Annotated in this window: 21 protein-coding genes, 1 pseudogene and 1 other annotated feature; of the genes and pseudogenes, 18 read left to right on the plus strand and 4 right to left on the minus strand. The window is 30.1% G+C overall.

What is annotated here, in order from left to right:
- Positions 1–75: 75 nt before the first annotated feature.
- The 3 genes from udk (at position 76) to AXY43_RS22925 (ending at position 2,135) form a co-directional block, all read left to right on the plus strand.
- On the plus strand, positions 76–696 hold the full coding sequence (gene udk / locus AXY43_RS22915; protein ID WP_011968885.1) for a uridine kinase: 621 nt from the start codon (positions 76–78) through the stop codon (positions 694–696).
- 124 nt (positions 697–820) lie between these two features.
- Positions 821–1,486, plus strand: a complete 666-nt coding sequence (locus AXY43_RS22920; RefSeq protein ID WP_011968886.1) for an HAD family hydrolase — start codon at positions 821–823, stop codon at positions 1,484–1,486.
- 34 nt (positions 1,487–1,520) lie between these two features.
- On the plus strand, positions 1,521–2,135 hold the full coding sequence (locus AXY43_RS22925; RefSeq protein WP_105412211.1) for an alpha/beta fold hydrolase: 615 nt from the start codon (positions 1,521–1,523) through the stop codon (positions 2,133–2,135).
- 126 nt (positions 2,136–2,261) lie between these two features.
- On the opposite strand, the gene ilvA is transcribed toward AXY43_RS22925, so the two are convergent.
- The 3 genes and pseudogenes from ilvA to AXY43_RS22940 form a co-directional block, all read right to left on the minus strand.
- The gene (gene ilvA, locus AXY43_RS22930; protein WP_011968888.1) at positions 2,262–3,482 is read right to left on the minus strand and encodes a threonine ammonia-lyase; all 1,221 of its coding nucleotides are present in this window, start codon (positions 3,480–3,482) and stop codon (positions 2,262–2,264) included.
- A gap of 332 nt (positions 3,483–3,814) precedes the next feature.
- A complete protein-coding gene (locus AXY43_RS22935) occupies positions 3,815–4,237 on the minus strand; it encodes a YjdF family protein (RefSeq protein WP_011968889.1) in 423 nt (140 codons plus the stop codon).
- A 322-nt stretch (positions 4,238–4,559) separates the two neighbouring features.
- Positions 4,560–6,115, minus strand: a pseudogene (locus tag AXY43_RS22940) (ABC-F family ATP-binding cassette domain-containing protein).
- Positions 6,116–6,580: 465 nt separating this feature from the next.
- Between AXY43_RS22940 and AXY43_RS22945 the strand changes: the two are divergent.
- Positions 6,581–7,132, plus strand: a complete 552-nt coding sequence (locus tag AXY43_RS22945) for a GNAT family N-acetyltransferase (RefSeq protein WP_011968891.1) — start codon at positions 6,581–6,583, stop codon at positions 7,130–7,132.
- Between the two features lie 294 nt (positions 7,133–7,426).
- Positions 7,427–7,609 carry a hypothetical protein gene (locus AXY43_RS22950; protein ID WP_011968892.1) on the plus strand — a complete coding sequence of 61 codons (183 nt, stop codon included), beginning with the start codon at positions 7,427–7,429 and terminating at the stop codon, positions 7,607–7,609.
- A gap of 105 nt (positions 7,610–7,714) precedes the next feature.
- Here AXY43_RS22950 and AXY43_RS22955 read toward each other — a convergent pair whose 3' ends face one another.
- Positions 7,715–8,419 carry a DUF6873 family GME fold protein gene (locus tag AXY43_RS22955; protein ID WP_011968893.1) on the minus strand — a complete coding sequence of 235 codons (705 nt, stop codon included), beginning with the start codon at positions 8,417–8,419 and terminating at the stop codon, positions 7,715–7,717.
- Between the two features lie 225 nt (positions 8,420–8,644).
- Here AXY43_RS22955 and ytxC point away from each other — a divergent pair, with 225 nt between their 5' ends.
- The 13 genes from ytxC (at position 8,645) to AXY43_RS23020 (ending at position 24,883) form a co-directional block, all read left to right on the plus strand.
- A complete protein-coding gene (ytxC, locus tag AXY43_RS22960; RefSeq protein ID WP_011968894.1) occupies positions 8,645–9,544 on the plus strand; it encodes a putative sporulation protein YtxC in 900 nt (299 codons plus the stop codon).
- Positions 9,545–9,714: 170 nt separating this feature from the next.
- The gene (infC, locus tag AXY43_RS22965) at positions 9,715–10,236 is read left to right on the plus strand and encodes a translation initiation factor IF-3 (protein ID WP_023974742.1); all 522 of its coding nucleotides are present in this window, start codon (positions 9,715–9,717) and stop codon (positions 10,234–10,236) included.
- Positions 10,237–10,256: 20 nt separating this feature from the next.
- Positions 10,257–10,454 (plus strand): 50S ribosomal protein L35, encoded by a 198-nt coding sequence (gene rpmI, locus AXY43_RS22970; RefSeq protein ID WP_011968896.1) that lies wholly within the window; start codon positions 10,257–10,259, stop codon positions 10,452–10,454.
- Between the two features lie 28 nt (positions 10,455–10,482).
- On the plus strand, positions 10,483–10,842 hold the full coding sequence (gene rplT, locus AXY43_RS22975) for a 50S ribosomal protein L20 (RefSeq protein WP_011968897.1): 360 nt from the start codon (positions 10,483–10,485) through the stop codon (positions 10,840–10,842).
- Positions 10,843–10,942: 100 nt separating this feature from the next.
- The gene (locus AXY43_RS22980; protein ID WP_105412212.1) at positions 10,943–11,725 is read left to right on the plus strand and encodes a TrmH family RNA methyltransferase; all 783 of its coding nucleotides are present in this window, start codon (positions 10,943–10,945) and stop codon (positions 11,723–11,725) included.
- A gap of 360 nt (positions 11,726–12,085) precedes the next feature.
- Positions 12,086–12,306: a binding site (T-box leader), on the plus strand.
- 119 nt (positions 12,307–12,425) lie between these two features.
- A complete protein-coding gene (pheS, locus tag AXY43_RS22985) occupies positions 12,426–13,445 on the plus strand; it encodes a phenylalanine--tRNA ligase subunit alpha (protein ID WP_011968899.1) in 1,020 nt (339 codons plus the stop codon).
- Between the two features lie 293 nt (positions 13,446–13,738).
- Entirely contained in the window at positions 13,739–16,117 is a 2,379-nt protein-coding gene (gene pheT / locus AXY43_RS22990; protein WP_105412213.1) for a phenylalanine--tRNA ligase subunit beta, read from the plus strand.
- Between the two features lie 217 nt (positions 16,118–16,334).
- On the plus strand, positions 16,335–16,763 hold the full coding sequence (mraZ, locus tag AXY43_RS22995; protein ID WP_011968901.1) for a division/cell wall cluster transcriptional repressor MraZ: 429 nt from the start codon (positions 16,335–16,337) through the stop codon (positions 16,761–16,763).
- Between the two features lie 12 nt (positions 16,764–16,775).
- Positions 16,776–17,708: a 16S rRNA (cytosine(1402)-N(4))-methyltransferase RsmH gene (gene rsmH / locus AXY43_RS23000; RefSeq protein ID WP_105412214.1), complete on the plus strand. Its 933-nt coding sequence runs from the start codon at positions 16,776–16,778 to the stop codon at positions 17,706–17,708.
- A 29-nt stretch (positions 17,709–17,737) separates the two neighbouring features.
- Positions 17,738–18,256 (plus strand): hypothetical protein, encoded by a 519-nt coding sequence (locus AXY43_RS23005; protein WP_023974741.1) that lies wholly within the window; start codon positions 17,738–17,740, stop codon positions 18,254–18,256.
- Between the two features lie 111 nt (positions 18,257–18,367).
- Positions 18,368–20,629, plus strand: a complete 2,262-nt coding sequence (locus tag AXY43_RS23010; RefSeq protein ID WP_023974740.1) for a stage V sporulation protein D — start codon at positions 18,368–18,370, stop codon at positions 20,627–20,629.
- 231 nt (positions 20,630–20,860) lie between these two features.
- The gene (locus tag AXY43_RS23015; RefSeq protein ID WP_105412215.1) at positions 20,861–23,125 is read left to right on the plus strand and encodes a stage V sporulation protein D; all 2,265 of its coding nucleotides are present in this window, start codon (positions 20,861–20,863) and stop codon (positions 23,123–23,125) included.
- Positions 23,126–23,422: 297 nt separating this feature from the next.
- A complete protein-coding gene (locus tag AXY43_RS23020) occupies positions 23,423–24,883 on the plus strand; it encodes a UDP-N-acetylmuramoyl-L-alanyl-D-glutamate--2,6-diaminopimelate ligase (protein ID WP_077868080.1) in 1,461 nt (486 codons plus the stop codon).
- Positions 24,884–24,951: the final 68 nt, after the last annotated feature.

The following is a 24,951-nucleotide window of genomic DNA, read 5'->3' on the forward strand; positions in this document are numbered from 1 at the left end:
TAATAAGTGTAGTAATATGTATTTATTAAAATTAATTATAAGTATAATTATATTAGATTACTTATGGAGGAAAAAATGCAAGATATAATGATAATAGGCATAGCTGGAGGAAGCGGATCAGGTAAAACTACTTTGGCTCAAAATATAAGAGAAGCTTTTAGTGATGATATAGTAATTCTTTGTCATGATTACTATTATAAATCTAATGAGGGAATTTCTTTGGAAGAAAGAAAAAAACTTAATTATGATCATCCTAATTCCTTTGATACAGATCTACTAATAGAGCAGCTTAGACAATTAAAAGCGGGAAATACAATATATCATCCGGTATATTCTTTTGTTGAACATACAAGATTGAACGAAACTGTAGAAGTAAAACCAGCTAAAGTTGTAATAGTTGAAGGTATATTAATATTTGAAAATGAAGAACTTTGCGATTTGATGGATATTAAAGTTTTTGTAGATACAGCTGGTGATGTTAGAATAATAAGAAGATTGCTAAGAGATGTAAAAGAAAGAGGAAGAGATTTAGATTCTGTAATCAATCAATATTTAGGTACAGTGAAACCTATGCATGAGGAGTTTGTTGATCCAAGTAAGAGAAGGGCAGACATAATAATTCCAGAGGGTGGTTGTAATGCAGTTGCTTTAAGCATGCTACTGGAAAGAGTAAGGAATTTTATATATAAAGAATAGCAGTACATAATTTTTAAGCAATATTAAATAAAGTGTGTCTTTTTAAGTTTGAATAAATTTAAAAAGGCATTTATTAATTATTATAGACAAGTTGGTAGTAATTCATAAAAAGGAGAAGATACGTATGAAAAAGGTAGATGCAGTAATATTTGATATGGATGGGGTATTAATAGATTCGGAAAGAATATCGCTCAAATGTTATCAGGAAGTTTTAAAAGATTATCAATATGAAATGGATGAAAAGATTTATGTAAAATTCATAGGAAGAAATGTTGAGGGTATAAAAGAGGCATTGCAGGAAGAGTTTGGGAAGGACTTTCCTTTCGATGAGATATATAAGAAAAAATCTAAATTAGCATTGGAATTTACTGATAAAAATGGTGTTAAAATCAAGCCTGGAGTACATGAACTATTAGACTACCTAAATAATGAAAATTATAAAATAGCGGTAGCTACTTCAACAAGAAGACAAAGGGCCATTGAATTATTGGAAAGAGCAAAAATAAAGGGAAAAGTTAATTATATAGTTTGTGGAGATCAAGTTGAAAATTCTAAACCTGATCCAGAAATATTTTTAAGAGCAGCAGAAGGGCTAAATGTTAAACCAAATAACTGCTTAGTTGTTGAAGATTCAGATGCTGGAATAACAGCAGCCCATGCGGCGAGTATGGCAGGAGTTCATGTTCCAGATATGAAGATATTAGATGATAAGACAAAGAAGCTAGCGTTTAAAATATGTAAGGAATTGGTTGATGTTAAGAGCGTTTTGGAAGAAATTAAAGAGAATTGAATTTAATTAAGTTTGAGAAAGGAACACTAAATTTATGAATGAAGAGTTAATAAATTCTTATTGGGGAGTTAATTTAGAAAGTAAAGTAATAAGTCAATCTAGTACAACGCTAACTGTGTTGATGCCAGGAATTGGCTATACATTAGATAGACCTCTTTTAGATTATTCGAAGAAATTAGCTCTAGAGTTAGGTTATGATGTTCTTTCTTTAGAATATGGTTTTCAGATTGCAAGAAAAAACTTGCTTATAGAAAAGGAGTTCCAGCACTTAATAAAGGAATCTATATGTATCTTTAAATCAGCATTAAAAGGGAATTACACCGAGATAGTATTCATATCTAAAAGCATAGGAACTATTGTACATACTCTACTTTGTGATGAGAGTAGTGGTTATGAAGTTAAGCATATTTACTTAACGCCTATAGATGATACTTTAGGAGTTGGAATAAAGGAAAATTCGTTAGTAATAAGTGGAACAAATGATCCGCTAATAAATATAGAATCTATTGAAAAAATAAAAAGAATTAATGGTGTAGAGATGATTGAAATAGAAGGAGCTGACCATTCGCTAAATATAAGTAATGATATATTAGGAAGTATAGATGTTATTCGTAAAGTAATTGAGGCTGAAAAGAAATACTTAATATAACAAAAAACATTTAAAGAATAAATTCTTTAAATGTTTTTTGTTATATTAAGAAAATTATAATGTTAGCATTAAATATCATGTTTGTGAAATCTATGACTTCACAGGCAACTAAGATTTTTATGGATTTTATTGATAAATCATTTTAGGTTGAATAACTTTAGGATCATATCCGCTATCTTTGAGAGCTTTAATAATTGCTTCTTTGTGATCATGTCCGAAGGTTTCCATTGTGATATCAAGTTCAACTGCACTGTTACGATTAATGCTTACAAATTGATTGTGATCAAGTTTGATTATATTACCATGAGCTTCAGCAATTACCTTAGATACATTGGTTAATTCTCCAGGTTTATCTGGAAGTAAAACAGAAACTGTACAAATACGTTCTCTTTCTATTAAACCATGTTGCACTAGGGATGCAAAGGTAATTACATCCATATTACCACCGCTTATAATTGATACAATCTTTTTATCTTTTACATCTAAGTGTTTTAAAGCTGCTACAGTTAATAAACCTGAGTTTTCAGCAAGCATTTTGTGATTTTCGAGCATATCTAGGAACGCTCCTATAAGTTCGTGATCCTCGATAGTTATGATATCGTCGAGATTTTGTTGTATATATGGAAAAATCTTAGAACCAGGGGTTTTAACGGCAGTACCATCAGCTATTGTATCTACTGAAGGAAGAGTAGTTACATCTCCATTCTTTAAAGAAACTTGCATGCAGTTTGCGCCAGCAGGCTCTACCCCTATAACTCTTATATTAGGGTTTAGAAGTTTTGCAAGTGTAGAAACACCTGTAGCAAGTCCGCCGCCACCTATTGGAACTAAGATTATATCAACAGTTGGTAATTCTTTTATGATCTCCATTGCTATTGAGCCCTGACCAGTTGCTACGTCTAAGTCATCAAAAGGATGAATAAAAGTATAACCTTCTTCTTCAGCAAGTTTTAAGGCGTAATTGCAAGCCTCGTCATAAACATCTCCGTGTAAAATGACTTCTGCGCCATAGGCTTTTGTGCGATTAACTTTCATTAGAGGAGTAGTGGTTGGCATTACAATTATTGCTTTTGTGTTGTAGGCTTTGGCAGCATAAGCCACCCCTTGAGCATGATTGCCAGCAGAAGCTGTCACAAGACCTTTGTTTCTATCTTCCTCTGAAAGCGTGCTAATCTTATAGTATGCCCCTCTGATTTTATACGCCCCCGTTTTTTGCATATTTTCAGGCTTAAAGTAAACTTTATTTCCTGTAATATCTGAGTAATAGTCGCTAAACACTAACTTGGTTTTTAAGATTACTTTTTGTACGATTTCATATGCTTCTTCAAATTTATCAAGTGTCATCATTTTTGTAATATCCCCTTTATATGTATATTGCTTTTAGCTAATAGTTTTATGATAACATGTTAGTATTTTATGTCAAGTAAGAGTTTTTAAGACAATAAGTTTTGTGAATTTAAATCAAAAGGTAACTCTAGGAATAAGGAATGATAAAAAAATAACAAGTTAAGATGATGCTGTAATACTATAATGAAATAAATATATTTATCAAAAATATATATTTATTAGTATTAAAGTGTTAATAGCATTTTTAACTTGTTATTTCTGAGCATTATTAGATAGGAAAAAATTCATAATATATAGTTAAGACATATGATTTTCATAAAGAACTTTTATTGTTAATGTCCTTTATGCTTTTCAAGCTTTTTCTTTTTTCTTAACTCGAACTTTCTTTGCTCTTCTTGCTCCTTTTGTTCTTTTGATTTTTGTTTGTGTACAATTTTGCTTTGTTCATGCTGTAATTGTATTGCCATTTGGGCTTTAGTTCCTATGCTTTTAACATCAACCTCTTTTCTAATGCTTCTTTGAAGCCTTTTAGGATTAGGCTTCTTTGTTGATGAGTTAAAGTCGTCAGACAATACTGGCGAACTAAAATTTAGACGATAGAAATTTTTCAGTATGAGCTCGTAGACTTCCACGTCTTTTGGCTCTGAGCCGAAGGTGACTTTGCATACCTTATATTCGCCATTTTCAATACTTTCAAAGACACCAATCCAAAATGGATCATCAAAAAGAACTGTTAATTTAATTATTGTTATCATAATTAAATCCTCCTGTAGTATATAAATTCACAGAGAATGGACAACCCCAGGAGGGCAGGTTACTGCTATATTATAATATAGGTTCTGACTACCAACAGAAACAGTGTTTTTATCTCTTAAATATTATTATAGTAGAAGAGTATAGTAATGAAAAGAGAGGTTGTTATTAATTATATTTATATTATGTCTTCTATGACTTAGTAGATAATCTAGATAAAGCCTATAAAAATAGAATTATTGATAAGTTTTATAGAGAAATTTAGGTTGAAACATAAAAAAATAGCCAGTTTTAATAAACTGACTACATTTTTTTATTAACTGACTATATTATTTTAGTTGTCCAATCTTCGCAATTCCAAGTTTCTGTTATTATATCTCTATAAAATTCAGGTTCATGTGAAACTAACAGAATTGTTCCTTTGTATTCTTTAAGTGCTCTTTTCAACTCATCCTTTGCGTCAACATCTAAGTGATTAGTAGGTTCGTCAAGTATTAATATATTAGTTTCATTATTTATAATTTTACAAAGTCTAACTTTTGCAGCCTCACCACCAGATAGAACTCTTATTTGTGATTCTAATTGCTTAGTTGTAAGTCCACATTTAGCAAGAGCAGCTCTTATTTGATATTGAGTATATCCAGGGAATTCCTGCCATAATTCATCTATACAAGTATTGCTATTATTGCCTCTATCTTCTTGTTCGAAATAACCTATGTATTGATAATCTCCTAAATGAACTTCTCCGCTTATTGGTTTTATTATACCAAGTAAACTTTTTAGAAGAGTTGATTTACCAAGCCCGTTAGCCCCGACTAATGCTATTTTTTGTCCTCTTTCCATATATAAATTTAATGGTTTTGTAAGAGGAGAGTCATAACCTATAACTAAATCTTTAGTTTCAAAAATAGCTTTGCCTGAAGCTCTAGCAGATTTGAAGTTGAATTCTGGCTTTGGCTTTTCTTTTGAAAGTTCAATTATATCCATCTTATCTAGCTTCTTTTGTCTAGACTTAGCCATATTTGCAGTAGCAACATTAGCTTTATTTCTTGCTACGAAATCTCAAGTCTCGAGATTTCTTTTTGTTGCTTTTCATAAGCAGCTTCTAATTTTTCTTTATTTATTGCATATATCCTTTGGAATTCATCATAATCTCCAACATATCGTGTAAGCTTTCTTTCATCTACATGATATATTAAATTAACTACTGAATTTATAAATGGAACATCATGGGATATTAATATAAACGCATTTTCATATGATTGAAGATATCTTTTTAGCCATTCGATATGTTCTTCATCCAAGTAGTTTGTAGGCTCATCTAAAAGTAAAATATCAGGAGATTGTAATAATAGTTTTCCTAAAAGAATTTTTGTTCTTTGTCCACCAGATAAATCATCAACGTCTTTGTCTAACCCTAGGTCTAAAAGCCCAAGACCCTTTGCAACTTCTTCAACTTTTGGATCAATAACATAAAATCCGTTATGATCAAGCATGTCTTGAATTACAGCAGTTCTTTCCAGCATTTTATTTAACTCATCCTCAGTACAATCCCCCATCTTTTCGTATAAAGAATTCATTTCTGCTTCTAGATCAAAAAGATATTTAAAAGCATCTCTTAAGGCATCTCTTATACTTTGACCTTTCATTAATGCTGCATGCTGATCCATGTAACCAACTCTAACATTATTAGACCAAATAACATTCCCTTCATCAGGCATTAGCTTACCAGTTACTATATTCATAAATGTAGATTTACCTTCTCCATTAGCACCAATAAGACCAACATGTTCACCCTTTAATAATCTAAATGAAACATCTTCAAAAATAGCTCTATCTCCAAATCCGTGATTCATATTTTTAACAGTAAGTATGCTCATCAATTACCTCCAAAAAACTTATAAAATTTGCAACTAAGTAAAAAGACTCCTAAAATAAGAGAAAAATAATAAGCTTATAATCACTTTTTGTAGTTGCGTATCCATAATAGTTTAAAGTATAAAAAGCTAGTATGTCAAAGTAAATTTAAGAAAATTTGTGTATATTAAAAATATAGATGAGAAGAGTATTGAAACTATAACAATATATTCATAAAATAGTAAAATTCATTAAAGCTAATATTTATCAATTGCCCAAAGCACCTTGGTTATAAATTATGGTTGTATATTTACATAATATGTTATAATTTTAGTAATAAAATTCGTGTGTCTATAAATTAAAGAATGTTGATAATTGTTTAGAGACTTTACTTGATAAAACTTTTAATTCAATGTGCTAGAAACGAAAAGAGGATATGCTGGAGGCGTAATTAGATATTTGACCAGATTATATAAGGGGGAAGCAAGATGGAGGATTTGGTTACTGATAGATTGCTATTAAGAACATGGAAAGAGGATGATTACAAAGATTTATATGAATATGCCAAAAGTGAGTTGGTGGGTCCTAACGCTGGTTGGATGCCGCATAAAGATGAGGATGAAAGTAGAAAAATAATAAGAATGTTTATTAGAAATAATGAAACATATGCTATAGTTTTAAAATCAGAAAATAAAGTTATTGGTAGCATAGGGCTTCATGATAGAAAGCCTGATAATAATTTGTTGAAACTAAATCAGAAAGAAGTGGGGTATGCTCTCAATCCTAGATACTGGGGAAAAGAAATCGTTCCTGAAGCTGTAAAATCTTTAGTGGACTATGGGTTTAATAAACTAAATTTAGAATTAATTTGGTGCGCACATTTTGATTTTAACAACAACTCAAAAAGAGTAATTGAAAAGTGCGGATTCAAATATAAATTTAAAAAGTTCGAGAGATTAAAATTTTTAAATAATAAAGAGGTAACCACATTGTATTATTGTATTTTTAGAACTGAGTATAAAAATAACTTAAGAATATAACCAAATGTTATGAATTTACATGATTCTGACTACAATAGAATGTCTAAAGAACTTTTAGAATAATTAGTTAGTAAATTAACATTTTGCTGAATAGTAAGAGAAAAGGCGTGAAACTAAGCTAATGGATAAGAAAATATCTATTAGCTTAATTTTTATATTTAGATAAAAGTTATTTTTGTTTGTAAGTAAAAATTAATTTAGCCGAATTTCTATAATAATATTCCTATTTTGGGGTAAACTTTTAGTATAAAAAAAATTTTTATTGATGGTATTATAAATTGCGTAAATTATTATATGAAAGGAGATACTATGATGTTAGATTTAACTAAGGAAATAAAAGAAATGGCAGAAAAAATGGGTTACGAAATGAAAGGTTTGGCAGAAGATATGGGGAATGAAATGAGAAACGTAGGAGAATTAGTAAAGTCAAAAGCAGAAAAATTGACTGATGAAATAAAGAATAGAATGACAAGGTGAATATAAAGAAGATAGTAATTACATTATTAGTGTGAATGCTATCTTCTTTATATTTATTTAAAAGTAACATAAAAAAGTAGAAATCATATTATATAGTGGACATGGTTATAGGGTAAATAGACTACCTCGATCTATTAATTTCCCTTTTCTTAGTGCAATGGGTAAGATGTCATATTTAAAAAGAAATTTCTTTATTTGATCTCCCCATGTGTAACTATCTAAATCACCAAAGAAAGCCATCTTATTATTAGAGACCATACCACCGACCCCGCCTATAAAACCATAATTTAGTGAAGGTAGTAGTATATCTCCGGGAGGAAGCAGAAGGATGTCAAAATCGTAATTTTTAAGAGAATTAAAAATCCCTTTATCACTTGTGATTAAGGCTTTTTCTCTAACAGGGAGAATAGAACATTTTGTGTAACCTTGAGGAACATCAATGTGTATTTTTGAATTTTGAGAGTTTAAGAGATTTTCATCGCTATATTTTAAAGTATGTATAAAATAGTTTTCTAAAATTAAAGAATTTAAAATAATATCGTTTGGATATGTATTGGACAATGTGTTTTTTGAAACAATATAATTTATGTCGTTTAATTTAAGGATCTCTTTGAAATTTTCTGAGATATTTCGTTGGATAATTATCTTATTAAATGAATCATTTTTTAGTACATTTAATTGAATATCAGGATGACCATTTATGGCATCATAAACATCATTACATTTAGGGACTAATATTGGTTTTAGGTCTAGTTTGGAAAGGCTAAGTAATTCTTCTTTAGTAATTCTATAATCGACAAAACAATGCATATAAATTCTCCTTATAAGAATGTATAACTGATATTTAAAGGCAAAATAATCAATACTGAAATTATTATTTTAAATTATATTTTGCGCTTTAAAGACAGATATGTCAATTAAGTAACTGCTAGAATGTATAAAAATTAATATTTTATCAACTAGAAATATATCATATGAATTTTGCATATCCTCAAATTTTTAATACATACTAATATTAAGAAGGGAGTGAAATCCATGCTTATTTTAAAATTAGCTTATAGTGAAGACTTGACTTTTTCCCGTGACCTGCAAGAGCTAAAAGAGCTACTAAAGAAGAAGGAGATTTTAATAGGATTTGTTGAAAGTATAGAAGGAAAAACTCATATAATAAAGATAATTTGTGAAGAAAATTGTTATAATGAAAAAGTAAAAGAGATTATTAACTTATATGTTAGTAATATTTTATATAGAATAGTTATTGATAATTATAGAAAAAAGGAAATGTTTGAATTTATAACGGATAATTATTTTTTCTTAAAGCAATCTGAAATATTAGAGGTTGAAGATCAAATACTAAAGGTGTTAAAGTATGAAGAAGTAGATGCAAATGAGGATACTATATTTTGTTTAAATAAAATTAATTCTATGGTAGAAAAGATTAGAGACTGCATAAGTGAAAAACAAGAGATTAATATAGATGGATTTATAACTTTTAGGATGAGAAAATTAAGAGAGGATATAGAAAAAGTTATAGATAAAGTAGTAGAAAGATATATGGTGGAAAAAGAATATAAGGAATTTATAAAACTACTAAAGTACTTTGTAGAAATACAGGAATGTAAAATAGAAGAAATAAATATAATAGTAGAAGATAATAATTATATAGTAAGAGATAAGGAAGGCAAAGATTTATATTACGATTTTTTCAGTGAAATCGCAACAGATCAAAATAAAGCTGAATTAAATATGGAAGATATATTAATTAGCGGACTAATAACAAGTGCACCTGAAAATATAAATATCTATGGAAAAGAAAAATGTAGCAATAAAGAATTTTTAGATACTATTCAAAATGTATTTGGAGATAAGGTTCATTTTTATGAAGCAAATAGCGACTATAATAAAATTGGTCAAATAATAGCAAAAAAATATTGACATGGATTAACAACAATGATATACTCATACATGTTAAGAAGAAACAGCCGTTTCTCACCCTGCAGTGTTGAATTTACTAGTATGGGTTTTATGTGTGTCTATACATTGAGTATTGATAATTTGAGGCGGCAGTTATGCCGTCTTTTTATTATGTATATAGTTTTTCGGAGGTGAAAAATATTAATAAAGATTTTTCTATGAATGAAGAGATTAGAGAAAAAGAGATTAGACTAATAGGAAGTAACGGGGAACCATTAGGGATTGTCCCAACTATTGAAGCAAAAAAACTTGCTGAAGAAAAAGATATGGATTTAGTTATGATGTCTCCTACTGCGAAACCACCAGTTTGTAGAATTATGGACTATGGTAAGTATGTATATGAGCAATCTAAAAAAGAAAAAGATGCTAAGAAAAAGCAAAAAATCATATCTATTAAAGAAGTAAGATGTAGTCTAACTATTGAGGAACATGACATTGATATAAAAGCAAAAAATGCCAGAAAGTTCCTATTAGAAGGAGATAAAGTTAAAATCACTGTAAGATTTAGAGGTAGGGAAATGGAACTTGCCCACATGGGACAAAAAATTCTTGATAACTTTGCAGCTAAATTAGAAGATGTCTGCCTAGTAGAAAAAAGACCTAAAAGAGAAGGCAGAAATATGACAATGGTTTTAGGGCCTAAAAAGGCGTAACTTGAGAGGAGGATTTAATCATGCCAAAAATGAAAACTCATAGAGGTGCAGCAAAAAGATTCAGAAAAACAGGTACAGGAAAACTTAAGAGAGGTAAGGCATTTAGAAGCCATATCTTAACAAAGAAGAGTTCAAAAACTAAGAGACATCTTAGAAAAGCTGGATATGTTTCAGATTCACAATTAAAAGTAATGAAGAAATTATTACCATACCTATAATATAGGGGTAATGCAGGAGGTTTAAGTAATGGCAAGAGTAAAGAGAGCGAAGAATTCTCGTAAAAATCATAAAAAAGTTTTAAAACTTGCAAAAGGATACTACGGTGGAAAAAGTAAGTTATATAAAACTGCTAATGAATCAGTAATAAGAGCATTAAGAAATTCTTATGTTGGAAGAAAGAATAAGAAGAGAGATTATAGAAGTTTATGGATAGCTAGAATTAACGCGGCTACAAGAATAAACAACTTATCATATTCTAAATTCATGAATGGAATCAAATTAGCTGGAATAGACATCAACAGAAAGATGTTATCTGAAATAGCTATAAATGATCCAAAGGCATTTACTGAATTAGTAGAAGTTGCTAAGAAACAATTAAATGCTTAGTACATAAAATGCGGCTTATGCCGCATTTTATTTTTATATTCAAATATAAATAATAATACTATTATTTTTCCATAATCCTATAGTTTTGAGGTGTAAAACTTTGATATATATAGAAAGTAAAGAAAATAATTTATTTAAGAATACAAAAAAGCTTAAAGAAAGAAAAAATAGGACTAAAACAAGTAGATATATAATTGAAGGATTTAGATTAGTTCAAGAGGCATTTAAGGCCAAAGTCGATGTGGATTACCTAATTGTGACTGAAGATGCACGGGATAAAGTAGACGAATTTTTGGGGAAATATATAAATGGTGAAATTAAGATTTATGAAATTTCTAGCAATTTATTTAAAGAACTTATTTCTACAGAAAATCCTCAAGGAATACTTGCAGTTATAAAAATGAATACAATGGAATCGAAATTCGATGGAGATTTTTACTTGCTTTGTGACAAGGTGCAAGATCCAGGGAATCTAGGGACTATAATAAGAACTGCACATGCAGCTGGAGTACAAGAAATTATATTAACAAAGGGTACTGTGGATATATATAATGAAAAGACAATTAGATCTACAATGGGATCTATATTTTATATTCCTATTTATTATGATGATGAGAATCTCTCTTTGGTAAAAGAATTAAAGGGGAAAGGTTTTAATTTGGTAGTGACATCCTTAGATACAGATAAAAATTTCTTTCAAGCAGATTTAAGAGGGAGAGTTCTCTTAACTGTTGGGAATGAAGGAAATGGAGTAAGTAGAGAAGTGTTAGAGATGGCGGATACTAAGGTTAAGATACCAATGCCAGGCAATGCTGAATCTTTAAATGTAGCAGTAGCTTCATCTGTTATAATGTATGAGAAAGTAAGACAAAATCAATTGTGATTAAATCTTATTAAAATAGGAAAGTATATTAATAGGTTTCTAGGAAAATTTGAAACTATTTAAGAATGAAAGTAGATTTGAATATTTCTAGGAATCTATATTAATATGAAAAAATTTTAAAATTTATATATTTATCTATGTAAATTTTAAAATATATAAATATTTATAGGAAACATCTGGTGTTCAGAGGTTTTATATTTAAAATAGAATAATTATGTTAAGATAAAATATTTAATTTGATTTGGGAATATACTTATAAATATGGTATATTAGAAAAGCAGTGGATTTATATATAAATTTTGAAAATAGTATTGATATTTTATATATTTATTTGTATAATGAGTTGTATTAATTGAACATTGAAAAACTGTGAATGAGAGAGTAGATATTAGAAAAGTTTTAAGGGAGAGAAGGTCATAGACTGTAAGCCTTCTTAAATAATATAATATTGAAGTTCGCTCAGGAGTTCTAGCTGTGAAATTTATAGTAGTAGCTAGCGGCAAGAAGAGTCGTTAATTAAATTGAGTTGGGTACTTTTTTAGTTCCAATTAGGGTGGTAACGCGGATAATTCGTCCCTTTTTATGAGGTGGCGTTTTTTTTTATGCAAAAAATCTTTTTAATTACCAACAAATGATTTTAAAAGAAATATTTATAGGTCCATTATTATTTTTATATGTCTTATTGAAAGGAGAAACAATAATGAAAGAAAAACTTAAAGAATTACAAGAACTTGCATTAAGCAAAATTGAAGCTGTTAAAACTAGCAGTGAATTAGAAGAAATTAGAGTTAAGTTCTTAGGAAAAAAAGGGGAACTTACTACAATATTAAGAGGTATGGGGAATCTTTCTCCAGAAGAAAGACCTATTGTAGGAAAATTAGTTAATGAAGCTAAAGCTGCTGTTGAAGAAAAATTAGAAAGCGTGTTAAAAGCTATTAAAGATAAAGAAAAGGCTGAAAAGCTTGCAGGTGAAACTATAGATATTTCTCTTCCAGGAAGAAAGAAAGTTATAGGAAAGAGGCATCCGTTAGATTTGACTCTTCAAAGTATGGAAGAAATTTTCGTTTCAATGGGGTTCACAATTGAAGATGGACCTGAAGTTGAATATGATCATTATAATTTTGAAGCTCTAAATATACCTAAGGATCATCCGGCTAGAAGTGAACAAGATACTTTATATATAAATGATAATATAGTACTTAGAACTCAGACTTCACCAATTCAAGTTAGAACTATGGAAAATCAAAAACCACCAATAAAGATGATTTCCCCTGGTAAAGTATATAGATCAGATTCAGTAGATGCTACACATTCACCTATATTCTATCAAATGGAAGGATTAGTTATAGATAAAGGAGTTACATTTGCTGATTTAAAAGGAACATTAGAATTATTTGCAAAAAAAATGTTTGGAGACAAGGTTCAAACTAAATTCAGACCACATCACTTCCCATTTACAGAGCCATCTGCTGAAATGGATGCAACATGCTTTGTGTGTGGCGGTGAAGGCTGTAGAGTATGTAAAGGCAGCGGTTGGATAGAACTTTTAGGTTGCGGAATGGTTCATCCAAATGTTCTTAGAAACTGCGGACTTGATCCAGAAGTATATAGTGGATTTGCTTTTGGTTTTGGTGTTGATAGAATGGTAATGCTAAAGTATGGAATAGATGATATAAGATTATTATATGAAAGTGATATGAGATTCTTAAATCAATTCTAAAAGCTTAGTTTTATTTGAAATTCAAGAATTTAAGAATATACATTCTTAGGAATATTTATTCTGAAGAATATTACCATATATATTCTAAAGATATGCCCATATGAAAAAAGCAGCTATGCTGCAATTAAAAACTTATTAACTTAAAAAAAGCAGTTATGTTTCAATTACGAACTTATCACCTTAAAAAAGCAGTTATGCTACAACTAAGATTTTTTGAATATTAAAAATGAGGGTTAGTGAAGAAATTGGATTAAAATATTATTCTATACCCAGCAATAAAAGGAGGAAACAAAATGAAAGTACCATATAATTGGCTTAAAGATTATGTTGATATAAATGTTAGTCCTAAGGAATTAGGAGATAAATTAACTTTAACTGGTTCACAACTAGAAGAACTTGTTATCCAAGGAGATGTAATTCAAAATGTAGTTACAGGAAAAATTACTAATATTGAAAAACATCCTGATGCAGATAAGTTAAGCATATGTCAAGTTGATATAGGAAGTGAACAAATACAAATAGTTACAGCAGCAACGAACATGAAAGAGCAAGATGTTGTGCCGGTTGCTCTTCATGGTTCAACACTTGCTGACGGAACTAAAATAAAAAAAGGAAAACTTAGAGGAGTAGTATCTAATGGTATGTTCTGCTCAGAAGAAGAATTAGGTACAGCTGGAGATGAGCCAGTTCATGGATTGATGATCTTACCTACTGATACTAAGCTTGGAGTTGATATTAAGGAACTTTTAGGATTAAATAAAGCTATCTTAGATTTTGAAATTACTTCAAACAGACCTGACTGCTTAAGTATGGTAGGGATGGCAAGAGAAACAGCAGCAGCTCTTAGAACAACTTATAAAATGCCAAATTTAGAATATAAAATTAAAAATTCTAAAAATATAAATGAAGAGTTAACTGTTGAAGTTAAAGATACTCTTTGCAATAGGTATATGGCAAGAGGCGTGAAAAATGTTAAAGTTCAGCCATCACCAGGCTGGATGCAAGAGAGACTTCTTGAAGCTGGTATAAGACCAATAAATAATATAGTTGATATAACAAATTTTGTTATGCTTGAAACTGGTGAACCAATGCATGCTTTTGATAAAAGAGAAATTGCTACGAATAAAATAGTAATTGAAAGAGCAAAGCGAGGAGAAAAGTTTACAACTTTAGATGAAGTAGAAAGAGAATTAGATGATTCGATGCTTTGCATTAAAGATGGAGAAAATATTATCGGTCTTGCTGGAATAATGGGTGGTTTAAACTCAGAAATAAAAGAAGATACTACAGAAGTTGTTTTTGAATGTGCAAATTTTGATGGAACTAACATAAGAGTAAATTCAAAGAAATTAAATCTAAGAACAGAAGCGTCTGGGAGATTTGAAAAAGATATAGATCCTAACTTAGCTGAAATTGCATTAAATAGAGCATGTAGCTTAATCTGTGAATTAGATGCCGGAGAAGTTATGGAAGGTACTATAGATGTTTACAATAACAAGAAAGAAGTATCAACTGTAACTGTTGAATCAAATTGGGTAAACAGCTTCCTTGGAACAGATCTTTCTAAAGAAGAGATGAAGAGATGTTTAGATAGTGTTGATTTATTTACAGAAATAAATGGTGATAACTTAGTTGTGACAGCTCCAACTTTTAGAGTTGATATTGCAATTAGAGAAGATATAGCTGAGGAAATTGCAAGAATTTATGGATATGAAAAAATTCCTACAACAATTTTTAAAGTTTCTACAGAAAGAGAGCCAAGATATAGAAAAGGATTATTAGATAATAGAGTAGTGATGCTTGCTACAGGAAGTGGATTAAATCAATCTATCAGTTATTCGTTTGTATCTCCAAAGGTTTTTGATAAAATTAATTTACCAGAAGATAGTGACCTTAGAAATGTAGTTAAGATAAGAAATCCATTAGGGGAAGATTATAGTGTGATGAGAACTTCAACACTTCCATCAATGATGGAATCACTTGGAAGAAATTATTCTAGAAATAACTCATATGTAAGATTGTTTGAAATGGGGAAAGTTTACATTCCAAATGTGGATGAAACAAAACTTCCAACAGAAAAGAATATTTTAACTATAGGTATTTATGGAGATTGTGACTACTTAGATCTTAAAGGTGTTGTTGAAAATATAACTGATGGATTAGGTATAAAGAGTGTTAAATATGAAAGAGAGAGCGAAAATGTAAGTTACCATCCTGGAAAAACAGCTAAGATAGTTGTTGGCAGAACTAATGCTGGAACTTTAGGAGAAGTTCATTTAGATGTATGCGAAAATTACGGTTTGGATGTGCCTTGTTATGTAGCAGAATTAGATTTGGATGTTTTATATGAAAATGCTGATATGGATAAAAAATATAAAGCACTTCCAAAATTCCCAGCAGTAACACGAGATATTGCATTACTTGTTGATGATAGTCTTTTGGTCCAAGAAATTGATGATACAATAAAAAGAGCTGGTGGAAATTTAGTTGAAAAAGTAGAATTATTTGATATATATAAAGGAAAACAAATTCCAGATGGTAAAAAGAGTATAGCTTATGCAATCTGGTACAGAGATGAAAATAAAACATTAACAGATAAAGATGTTAATAAAGTTCATGAAAAAATCCTAAAATCTTTAGAATATAAGCTTGGAGCTACATTAAGAGATTAAAATATAATAACTCAAGCTTTGCTCCATGAAAGCTGCTTCAGAAATAAGTTTTATTATTTTTGAAGCAGCTATTTTTATTTATACAAAAAAATATAAGTTTAAAGAAGGAAATATCATGTTTCTATAGAATAAGTATAGATAAAGTGGTTAAAAGTGGTGTTAAGTGGTTTAAAATAGAGGGAAATTACCTAATCAATAAAAGTAGGAGCTGAGAATATTGTTCATTGGGGAATATCAACATGCGTTAGATCCTAAAAATAGAATAATTGTTCCAGCAAAGCTAAGAGATGGACTTGGTAATAAATTTGTTATTACCAAAGGACTTGATGGGTGTTTGTATGCTTATCCGCTTGATGAATGGAGAATATTGGAGGATAAATTAAAAACTTTACCTTTAACAAATAAGGATGCTAGATCCTTTGTGAGGTTCTTTTTTTCTGGAGCTTGTGAAGTCGAGTTAGACAAGCAAGGAAGAGGATTGATTCCACAAAATTTAAAGGAATATGCAGGTATAGAAAAGGACATAGTAAGTATTGGAGTATTATCTAGAGTAGAAATATGGAGCAAGGAAAAGTGGAGCGAATATAACGAATCAAATATAGACTTTGATTCAATTGCAGAAAAAATGAATGATTTAGGAATATAAGGAGTTTTTATTATGGAATTTAAACATGTATCGGTCTTATTAAATGAATGTATAGAGGCATTAAACATAAAGGAAAATGGGATTTATGTTGATGGTACTTTAGGAGGAGCAGGACACTCATCTCATATCTTAAGCAATCTTTCTAAAGATGGGATGCTTATTGGGATAGATCAAGACCAAGACGCTCTAAAGGCAGCAAAAGAAAAACTTAAAGATTTTGAAAATGTAAAGTATGTTCATAGCAATTTTTATAATATTGATAGTATTTTAAACGATCTAGATATTGAAAAGGTTGATGGAATCTTGATGGATCTTGGAGTTTCATCATATCAACTTGATGAAGCATCAAGAGGTTTTAGTTATATGAAAGATGCTCCGTTAGATATGAGAATGAATAGAGAAAATGATTTTTCAGCGTACAATATTGTAAATAATTACGATGAGGACAGCTTATATAAAATAATAAAGGACTATGGTGAAGAAAGATTTGCTAAAAGGATTGCGAATTTTATTATAAATAGAAGAATTGAGAAGCCTATAGAAACAACTTTTGAACTTGTAGACATTATCAAGGCTGCAATTCCAGCAAAGATGAGAAGAGAAGGGCCTCATCCAGCTAAAAGAACTTTTCAGGCAATTAGAATAGAAGTTAATTCAGAATTAAAGATACTTAATAAAACTATAGAGGATGGAGTGAATAGATTAAATAAGGGTGGAAGAATAGCTATTATAACTTTCCATTCTTTGGAAGATAGAATAGTGAAATTAAAGTTTAGAGAATTAGAGAATCCATGTACTTGTCCAAAAGAATTTCCAATGTGTATATGTGGAAAATCGCCATTAGTTAAAAATATAGCTAAAAAAGGTATTGCACCAACTAAAGAAGAGATTGAAGAAAATCCAAGGAGTAGAAGCGCTAAGCTTAGAGTAATTGAGAAATTATAATTATTATTATGTTATAAATGAGTTGGGATGTGAATAAATTGGGAAGAAGAGAATATGATTATATAAAAGGGAATACAGTATTAGCTCCAGAAAGAAAAACAAGAGTACGTAAACCGGATAAAAAATATAAACAAATACAAAGAAGAAAACAAATTATAAGTAAAAATATCCTATTAAAAAACAGGAGAAAAAATGATAGGAAATACTTACTAACTGTGGCAGTTGTCATATTTAGTTTAGGGTTTATTACTATTCACGGAGATAACAAGGTTTATACTATGGAAAGCAATGCGAGAAACTTGGATACTCAAATAAAACAAACACAAGAAGATAATGAGGCATTAAAAGTAAAAATATTGAAATTTTCTTCATTAAATAATATTCAAAAAAATGCTGAAAGCAAATTGGCAATGGCTATTCCCAAAAAAGAACAAACTATAAAAGTTGATTTTTCACAGAATTATTTTGAAGATTTAAAACCTAAAAGTTCCGAAAATACTGCTAAAAGTAAGAACATATTCTCTAAATTAATAAGTTTAATAAAATAATAAGTTACTTAAAATAATAAAAAATAAGTAATTATATTAGAAAATTAATTGGCTTTATCTTGGTTCTTTTGGGTTTTATGTAAAAGAAAGTGTGCATGGGGGAAATAAAAGTTGAAAAAAAAGAATTATAAAGATAGGGCAAAGATGCGCCAAAGGATGAGTATAGCAGCTTTTGCGTTGACAATTGTTTTTGTAATATTAACTCTTAGACTTTCTTATATAATGATAGTTAAAAGAGCTGATTATGCAGCAAGAGCAGAAGAACAGTGGACAAGTGAGGTAAAAATAGATGCCATAAGAGGAAGGATATTAGATAGGAATGGTAAAGAATTAGCGGTATCTGCGAATGTTTATAGAGTAGACTTCGATTTGAACTCTATAAGAGCATATTTATCAAGAGGATTAAAGGATTTATCAAAAACAGAAATAGAGCATATGAAAAGTGTAGGAATTCCAATACCTTCTGGAGATGATGGATTAAAAACTGATGATATTGCGCCTGTTATTGCAAAGGCATTAGATTTAGATGTAGATAAAGTAAAAGATAAGCTTGAAACAAGGCTTCCAAGTGGAGCAAAGGCTGGATCTGCTACTTTAATTAGAAGGATAGAAAAAGAACAGGCAGATAAGGTAAAAGATCTTAATATAAGTGGAGTTTTAGTATCACCAGATACTAAAAGATATTATCCAAATAATAATTTCTTATCACATGTACTTGGAAGTACTAATGTTGATGGTAAAGGGCTTACAGGAGTAGAGCTTCAATATAATTCGTATTTATCAGGAATTCCTGGAATGAAGATAGCAGAACTTGATAAAAATAATAGAGATTTACCTTATACAATATCTCAGTTTACAGCACCGGTAAACGGTAAAGATGTTACACTTACAATTGATGAGAATATACAAAATTTTGCGGAAAAAGCTGCCACACAAGCTTATAATGATACAAAAGCTAAGGCAGTCTCAATTCTTGTTATGGATCCTAAAACAGGTGAAGTTTTAGCAATGGTAAACAAACCTGATTTTGATCCTAATAATCCGCGTGATGGTGCAGATAAATTTGATGGGGCAAATTCAGATGACAAAGTACAAAAAATGTGGAGAAATAGGCTTGTAAATGATACTTTTGAACCTGGTTCAATATTTAAGGTAGTAACAGCTATTACAGGTCTTGAAGAAAACATTGTAAATAAGGATAGTAAGTTTTATTGTGGAGGTTCATTAAAAGTTGGAGGAATTACTCCTAAGTGCTGGAGAACTCAGGGGCATGGAGCAGAAGTATTCCCAGACATAATTCAAAATTCATGTAATGTAGGCTTCATGGAGCTTGGGGCAATGATTGGAAAAGAAAAATTATGTGAATATATTAATAAATTCGGTTTTGGAAAAGCGAGTGGAATTGATTTACCTGGAGAAGCAAAAGGAATTGTTAAACCAGTTGATAAGGTTTCTGAGGCAGATCTTGCTACAATATCTTTTGGTCAAACTAATACGGTTAATTCAGTTCAATATATGACTGCGTTTAATGCTATTGCTAATGGCGGAACTTTGATACAACCACATGTAATGAAAGAAATCACTCATGAAGATGAAAATAATGTTAATATTGTCGATGAAGCTTTTAAGCCCAAGACAACAACAGTTGCAAGTACTGAAAAGACAGCAGAACTTAGAAGTTATCTTGAAAGGGTTATTACTGGGGGATCTGGAACAGGAACATTTATAGAAGGTTACCATATAGGCGGTAAAACAGGTACGGCTCAGAAAGTTATTGATGGAAGATATCAAGAAGGTAAGTATATATCTTCATTTGTTGGAATGGCGCCTGTGGATGATCCTAAAATTACTATGATGGTAACTATTGATGAACCAAGTAATGGTGCTTATTATGCGGCACAAGTAGCTGTACCGCCAGCAAAACCATTATTTACTGATATTTTTAATTACCTTAATAACAAATTTTCTGATGAAAATATGGGACAAATTACTAGAGATGTTATTATTCCAGAAGTTAGAGGAATGAAAGTTGATGATGCTAAAAAAGCGTTGAAGGATGCCAAGTTAGATTTTAATATAGATGGTGATGGGGAGTCAGTAGTAAACTTAACACCATATCCAGGATATTCGGTAAAAGAAGGGTCAAAAATAAATCTTTATACAAGTAGCGATGGAACAAATAATAATAATGTTGTAATGCCTGATGTTAGGGGATATTCAAAGGAAGATGCTAATACACTATTGAAGAAGCTTGGAATAGTGCCTGCCTTTGAAGGAAGTGGAGCAGTCTCAGAACAAGATATTTCTCAAGGTGAAGTTATAACAAAGGGAACAACTGTTAAGTTGACATTAAGTTCAGACTATAAGGATTAAAAAGTGAGAATAAATTAATACTAAAACTTTAAAACGAAACGGGTATGTTTTGTAAGGGGGTTGGTATGAATTATACAAATGAAAAAATATTAGTATGTGAGAATTCTCGCATACTAATATTTTTTAGTAATAATATCCGTTATATATTTACGTATTTTATTAGAATTGTTAAAAGCAATACTCAGCTAATAGGTGAATATCTAAATTAGTGTTTTATTCAGAGGAAAATAAATGGAGGAACAGGTATTGAAAAAGAAAAAACATGTAAGTAAAGTAAAAATACGAAAGAGAACGAGAAGTGTCGCTTTTTCATTAACAGCTATTTTTGCTATATTAATAATTAGACTCTCTTATATAATGATGGTTGATGGAAAAGACTATTCTGCAAGAGCTGAAGAACAGTGGACAAGTGAAGTGAAAATAGATGCTAAAAGAGGAGAAGTTCTGGATAGAAATGGAAATGAGCTAGCTGTATCTGCTAATGTCTATAGAGTGGATTTTGATTTAAATTCAATAAGGAATTACTTGAAAAGATCTGTAAAATCCATTCCAAATAAAGAGCTTACCAATATGAAAAGTGTAGGAATTCCGATCCCTACAGAAGGAAGTGGCTTAACAAACGATGATATTGCACCCGTAATTGCGAAAGTATTGAATATGGATGTGTCAGAAATAAAAGCGGATTTAGAAAAGAAGCTTCCAAGTGGGGCAGATGCATTTTCTGTGACTGTAGCACGAAAAATAGAAAAAGATATAGCGGATAAAGTAAAAGAACTTAATATAAATGGAATTATAGTTTCGCAAGATACTAAAAGATATTATCCTAATAATAATTTTCTATCGCATGTTTTAGGAACTACTGATCCTGATGGCAAAGGATTAAGTGGTGTAGAACTTCAATATAATTCATATTTGTCAGGAATTCCTGGAATGAAGGTTGCGGAGCTTGATAAAAATAATGAAGATTTGCCTTATACAGTTTCTCAATATACGGAACCTGTAAATGGAAAAGATGTTACTTTAACTATCGATGAAAATATCCAAAACATTGTTGAAAATATAGCACAAAAAGCCTATAAAGATGATAAAGCTAAAGAAGTTTCGATATTAGTAATGAATCCTAAGACTGGGGAAGTTCTAGGAATGGTAAATAAACCAGATTTTGATCCTAATAATCCATATGATGGAGCAAGTAAATTTGATGGAGCAGACCTCACTGATAAGATACAGAAAATGTGGAGAAATAGATTGGTAAGTGATACGTTTGAACCAGGATCAATATTTAAAGTAATCACTACTATATCTGGTCTAGAAAACAATGTTGCAAATAAAGATACACAATTTGTGGATAATGGATCAATATCTGTAGGTGGAATTGTAGTGAAGGATGCGGAACGAGAAAATAAACTTCAAAATTTACTTCAAATCATTCAGAATTCATCAAATGTGTGTTTTGTAAAATTAGGACAAATGATTGGTAAAGACAAATTGTATGAATCTATTAATAAGTTCGGATTCGGAAAAGTAAGTGGAATTGACTTACCAGGGGAGGCATCTGGAATTGTGAAACCAATCGATAAAGTTTCAGAAGCGGATCTTGCAACAATATCATTTGGACAGACTAATACAGTAAATTCTGTTCAATATATGGCTGCATTTAATGCTATTGCTAATGGAGGTACTCTAATTCAACCTCACGTAATGAAAGAAATTACTCATAATGATGAAAATAGTGTTAAGATTGTTGATGAAACTTTTAAACCTACGACTGCTACAGTCGCAAGTGCAGAAAAAACAGCAGAACTTAGAAGTTATCTTGAAGGTGTTGTAACTGGAGGAACAGCAACTGGAACTTTTATAGAGGGATATCACATTGGGGGTAAAACAGGAACTGCAGAAAAGGTTGTTGGTGGTAAGTATGGAGAAGGCAAATATATATCTTCATTTGTGGGAATGGCTCCAGCTAATGATCCTAAAGTTACAGTTATGATAACTGTTGATGAGCCTAGTAACGGTGAATACTATGCTTCACAAGTAGCAGTACCATATGCAAAAATGCTGTTTACAGGTATCTTTAACTATTTAGATAGTGCATCTTCTAATGAGAAAATTGTTAAGGATATTATTATCCCAGAAGTTAGAAACATGAAAGTTTCAGATGCTGAGAAAGTATTAAAGGATAAAGGCCTAGATTTTAATATAGATGGAAATGAAGAAACAATATTAAGTATGAAGCCATATCCAGGTTCATCAGTAAAGGAAGGTTCTAAAATAACTCTTTACACAAGTGGGGATGCGACTTATAATAATAATGTTGTAATGCCAAATGTTAGGGGATATTTAAAAGAGGATGCGACTACTTTATTAAAAAATCTTGGAATAACAGCAACTTTTGAAGGAAATGGAGTTGTTTCAGTACAGAATATTTCAGAAGGTGAAGTTATACCTAAAGGAACAACTGCCGAGTTGATTTTAAGTTCGTATTATGAAGATTAAGAATAATGGTAGATATATAGGAAATTTAAATTAAAATCGCTTTTTGCGGAAAATTTAAAGTAAATTGGCGAATGATAAAATACTAGCATGTGGGGGTGCTCGCATGCTATATTTTTTTATCATATAAGTTCTAATTAATGGATTTCATAGTTCATAAGATCATTACATACAAAATAAATCATATTCGTTGAGATTAGATAATAATTGTGCATTTAATTTTCTTAAACGTAATAATTATTAATATAAAAAATAAATTAAAATATTCATATACCATAAGTTAATTAGGAGGAATTCAATATGAATTTGAAAAGTATTTTAAAAGGAATAGATTATGAATCAATTCAGGGTGATATTGATATTGAAGTTAACAAAATAAACTATGATAGCAGAAAAGCTGGCAATGATGATGTTTTTGTCTGTGTAAAAGGATATGCAACTGATGGCCATAAATATATAGAAAAAGCTATTGAAAACGGAGCAAAAGTTATAGTAATCCAAGATGATATAGAAATAAAGGATGAGAATATTACCATTATTAAATGCAATGATACAAGAAAAGCATTGGCATTAATGGGAGCAAATTATTATGATAATCCTAGTTCTAAAATGAAGATAATTGGAGTTACTGGAACTAATGGGAAAACTACTACAGCTTTTATGATTAAGCATATTTTAGAAGAAAGTAATAAAAAAGTTGGTCTTATCGGAACTATTGCAAATTTTATAGGTGATGAAAAAATTCATACTGAAAGAACAACTCCAGAATCCTTAGAGCTTCAAGAATTATTTTCTGAAATGGTTGATAAAGGTGTAGAGTATTGTGTTATGGAAGTGTCTTCCCATTCATTAGCATTAGATAGAGTTTATGGTATTGAATTTCAGGTTGGAATATTTACTAATTTGACTAGAGATCATTTGGATTTTCACAAGACTTTTGAAAATTATTATAAGGCAAAGTTTAAATTGTTTGAAAGATCTAGAATAAAAATTGTTAATGTTGACGATAATTACGGGAGACAAGTAATTAGTGATTTAAACAATTTAAAATGTGATGATATATATTCATTCTCAGTAAAAAGCATTTCAGATTTTAAAGCTTTTGATGAAGAAATGGGAAGTAAAGAAATCAAATTTAAACTCAACTTGAAAGAAGATGAGCAATTTGTTTTAAATATACCAGGTGAATATAATATATATAATGCGTTAGGTGCAATAGCAGCGTGTTTTAAATTAGGTATGCCTATAAAGGATATAAAAAGCGGCATTGAAAATGTAGTAGTTTTGGGAAGATGTGAAAGAGTAGCAAAAGAATATAATTTAGGTTATGAAATCATCATAGATTATGCACATACTCCAGATGGTTTAGAAAATATATTAAAGACAGCTAAGGCATTTACAAAAGGAAGATTGATATCTGTATTTGGTTGTGGGGGAGACAGGGATAAGGTAAAAAGGCCTGAAATGGGTAAAATATCTACAGATATTGCAGACATTACAATTGTGACATCAGATAACCCTAGAAGTGAGGAACCTCTAAGTATAATAAAAGATATTGAATCTGGAATTGATAAGGATAATTATTTTGTAATAGAAAATAGAAAAGAAGCAATAAAAAAATCTATAGATATAGCTCTAGATAATGACGTAATAGTTATTGCGGGTAAGGGTCATGAAACTTACCAAGTATTGAAAGATGAAACTATACATTTTGATGAAAGAGAAATTGTAAAAGAAATATTAGATAACATGAACAATTAGGGAGCTTATTCATAATGTAACAATGACGGATTTAAGCGATATTTAGGATTGTTATTTTGGTGATGAAG

The sequence above is a fragment of the Clostridium sp. MF28 genome (assembly GCF_002969175.1).
Taxonomy (GTDB): Bacteria; Bacillota; Clostridia; order Clostridiales; family Clostridiaceae; genus Clostridium; species Clostridium beijerinckii.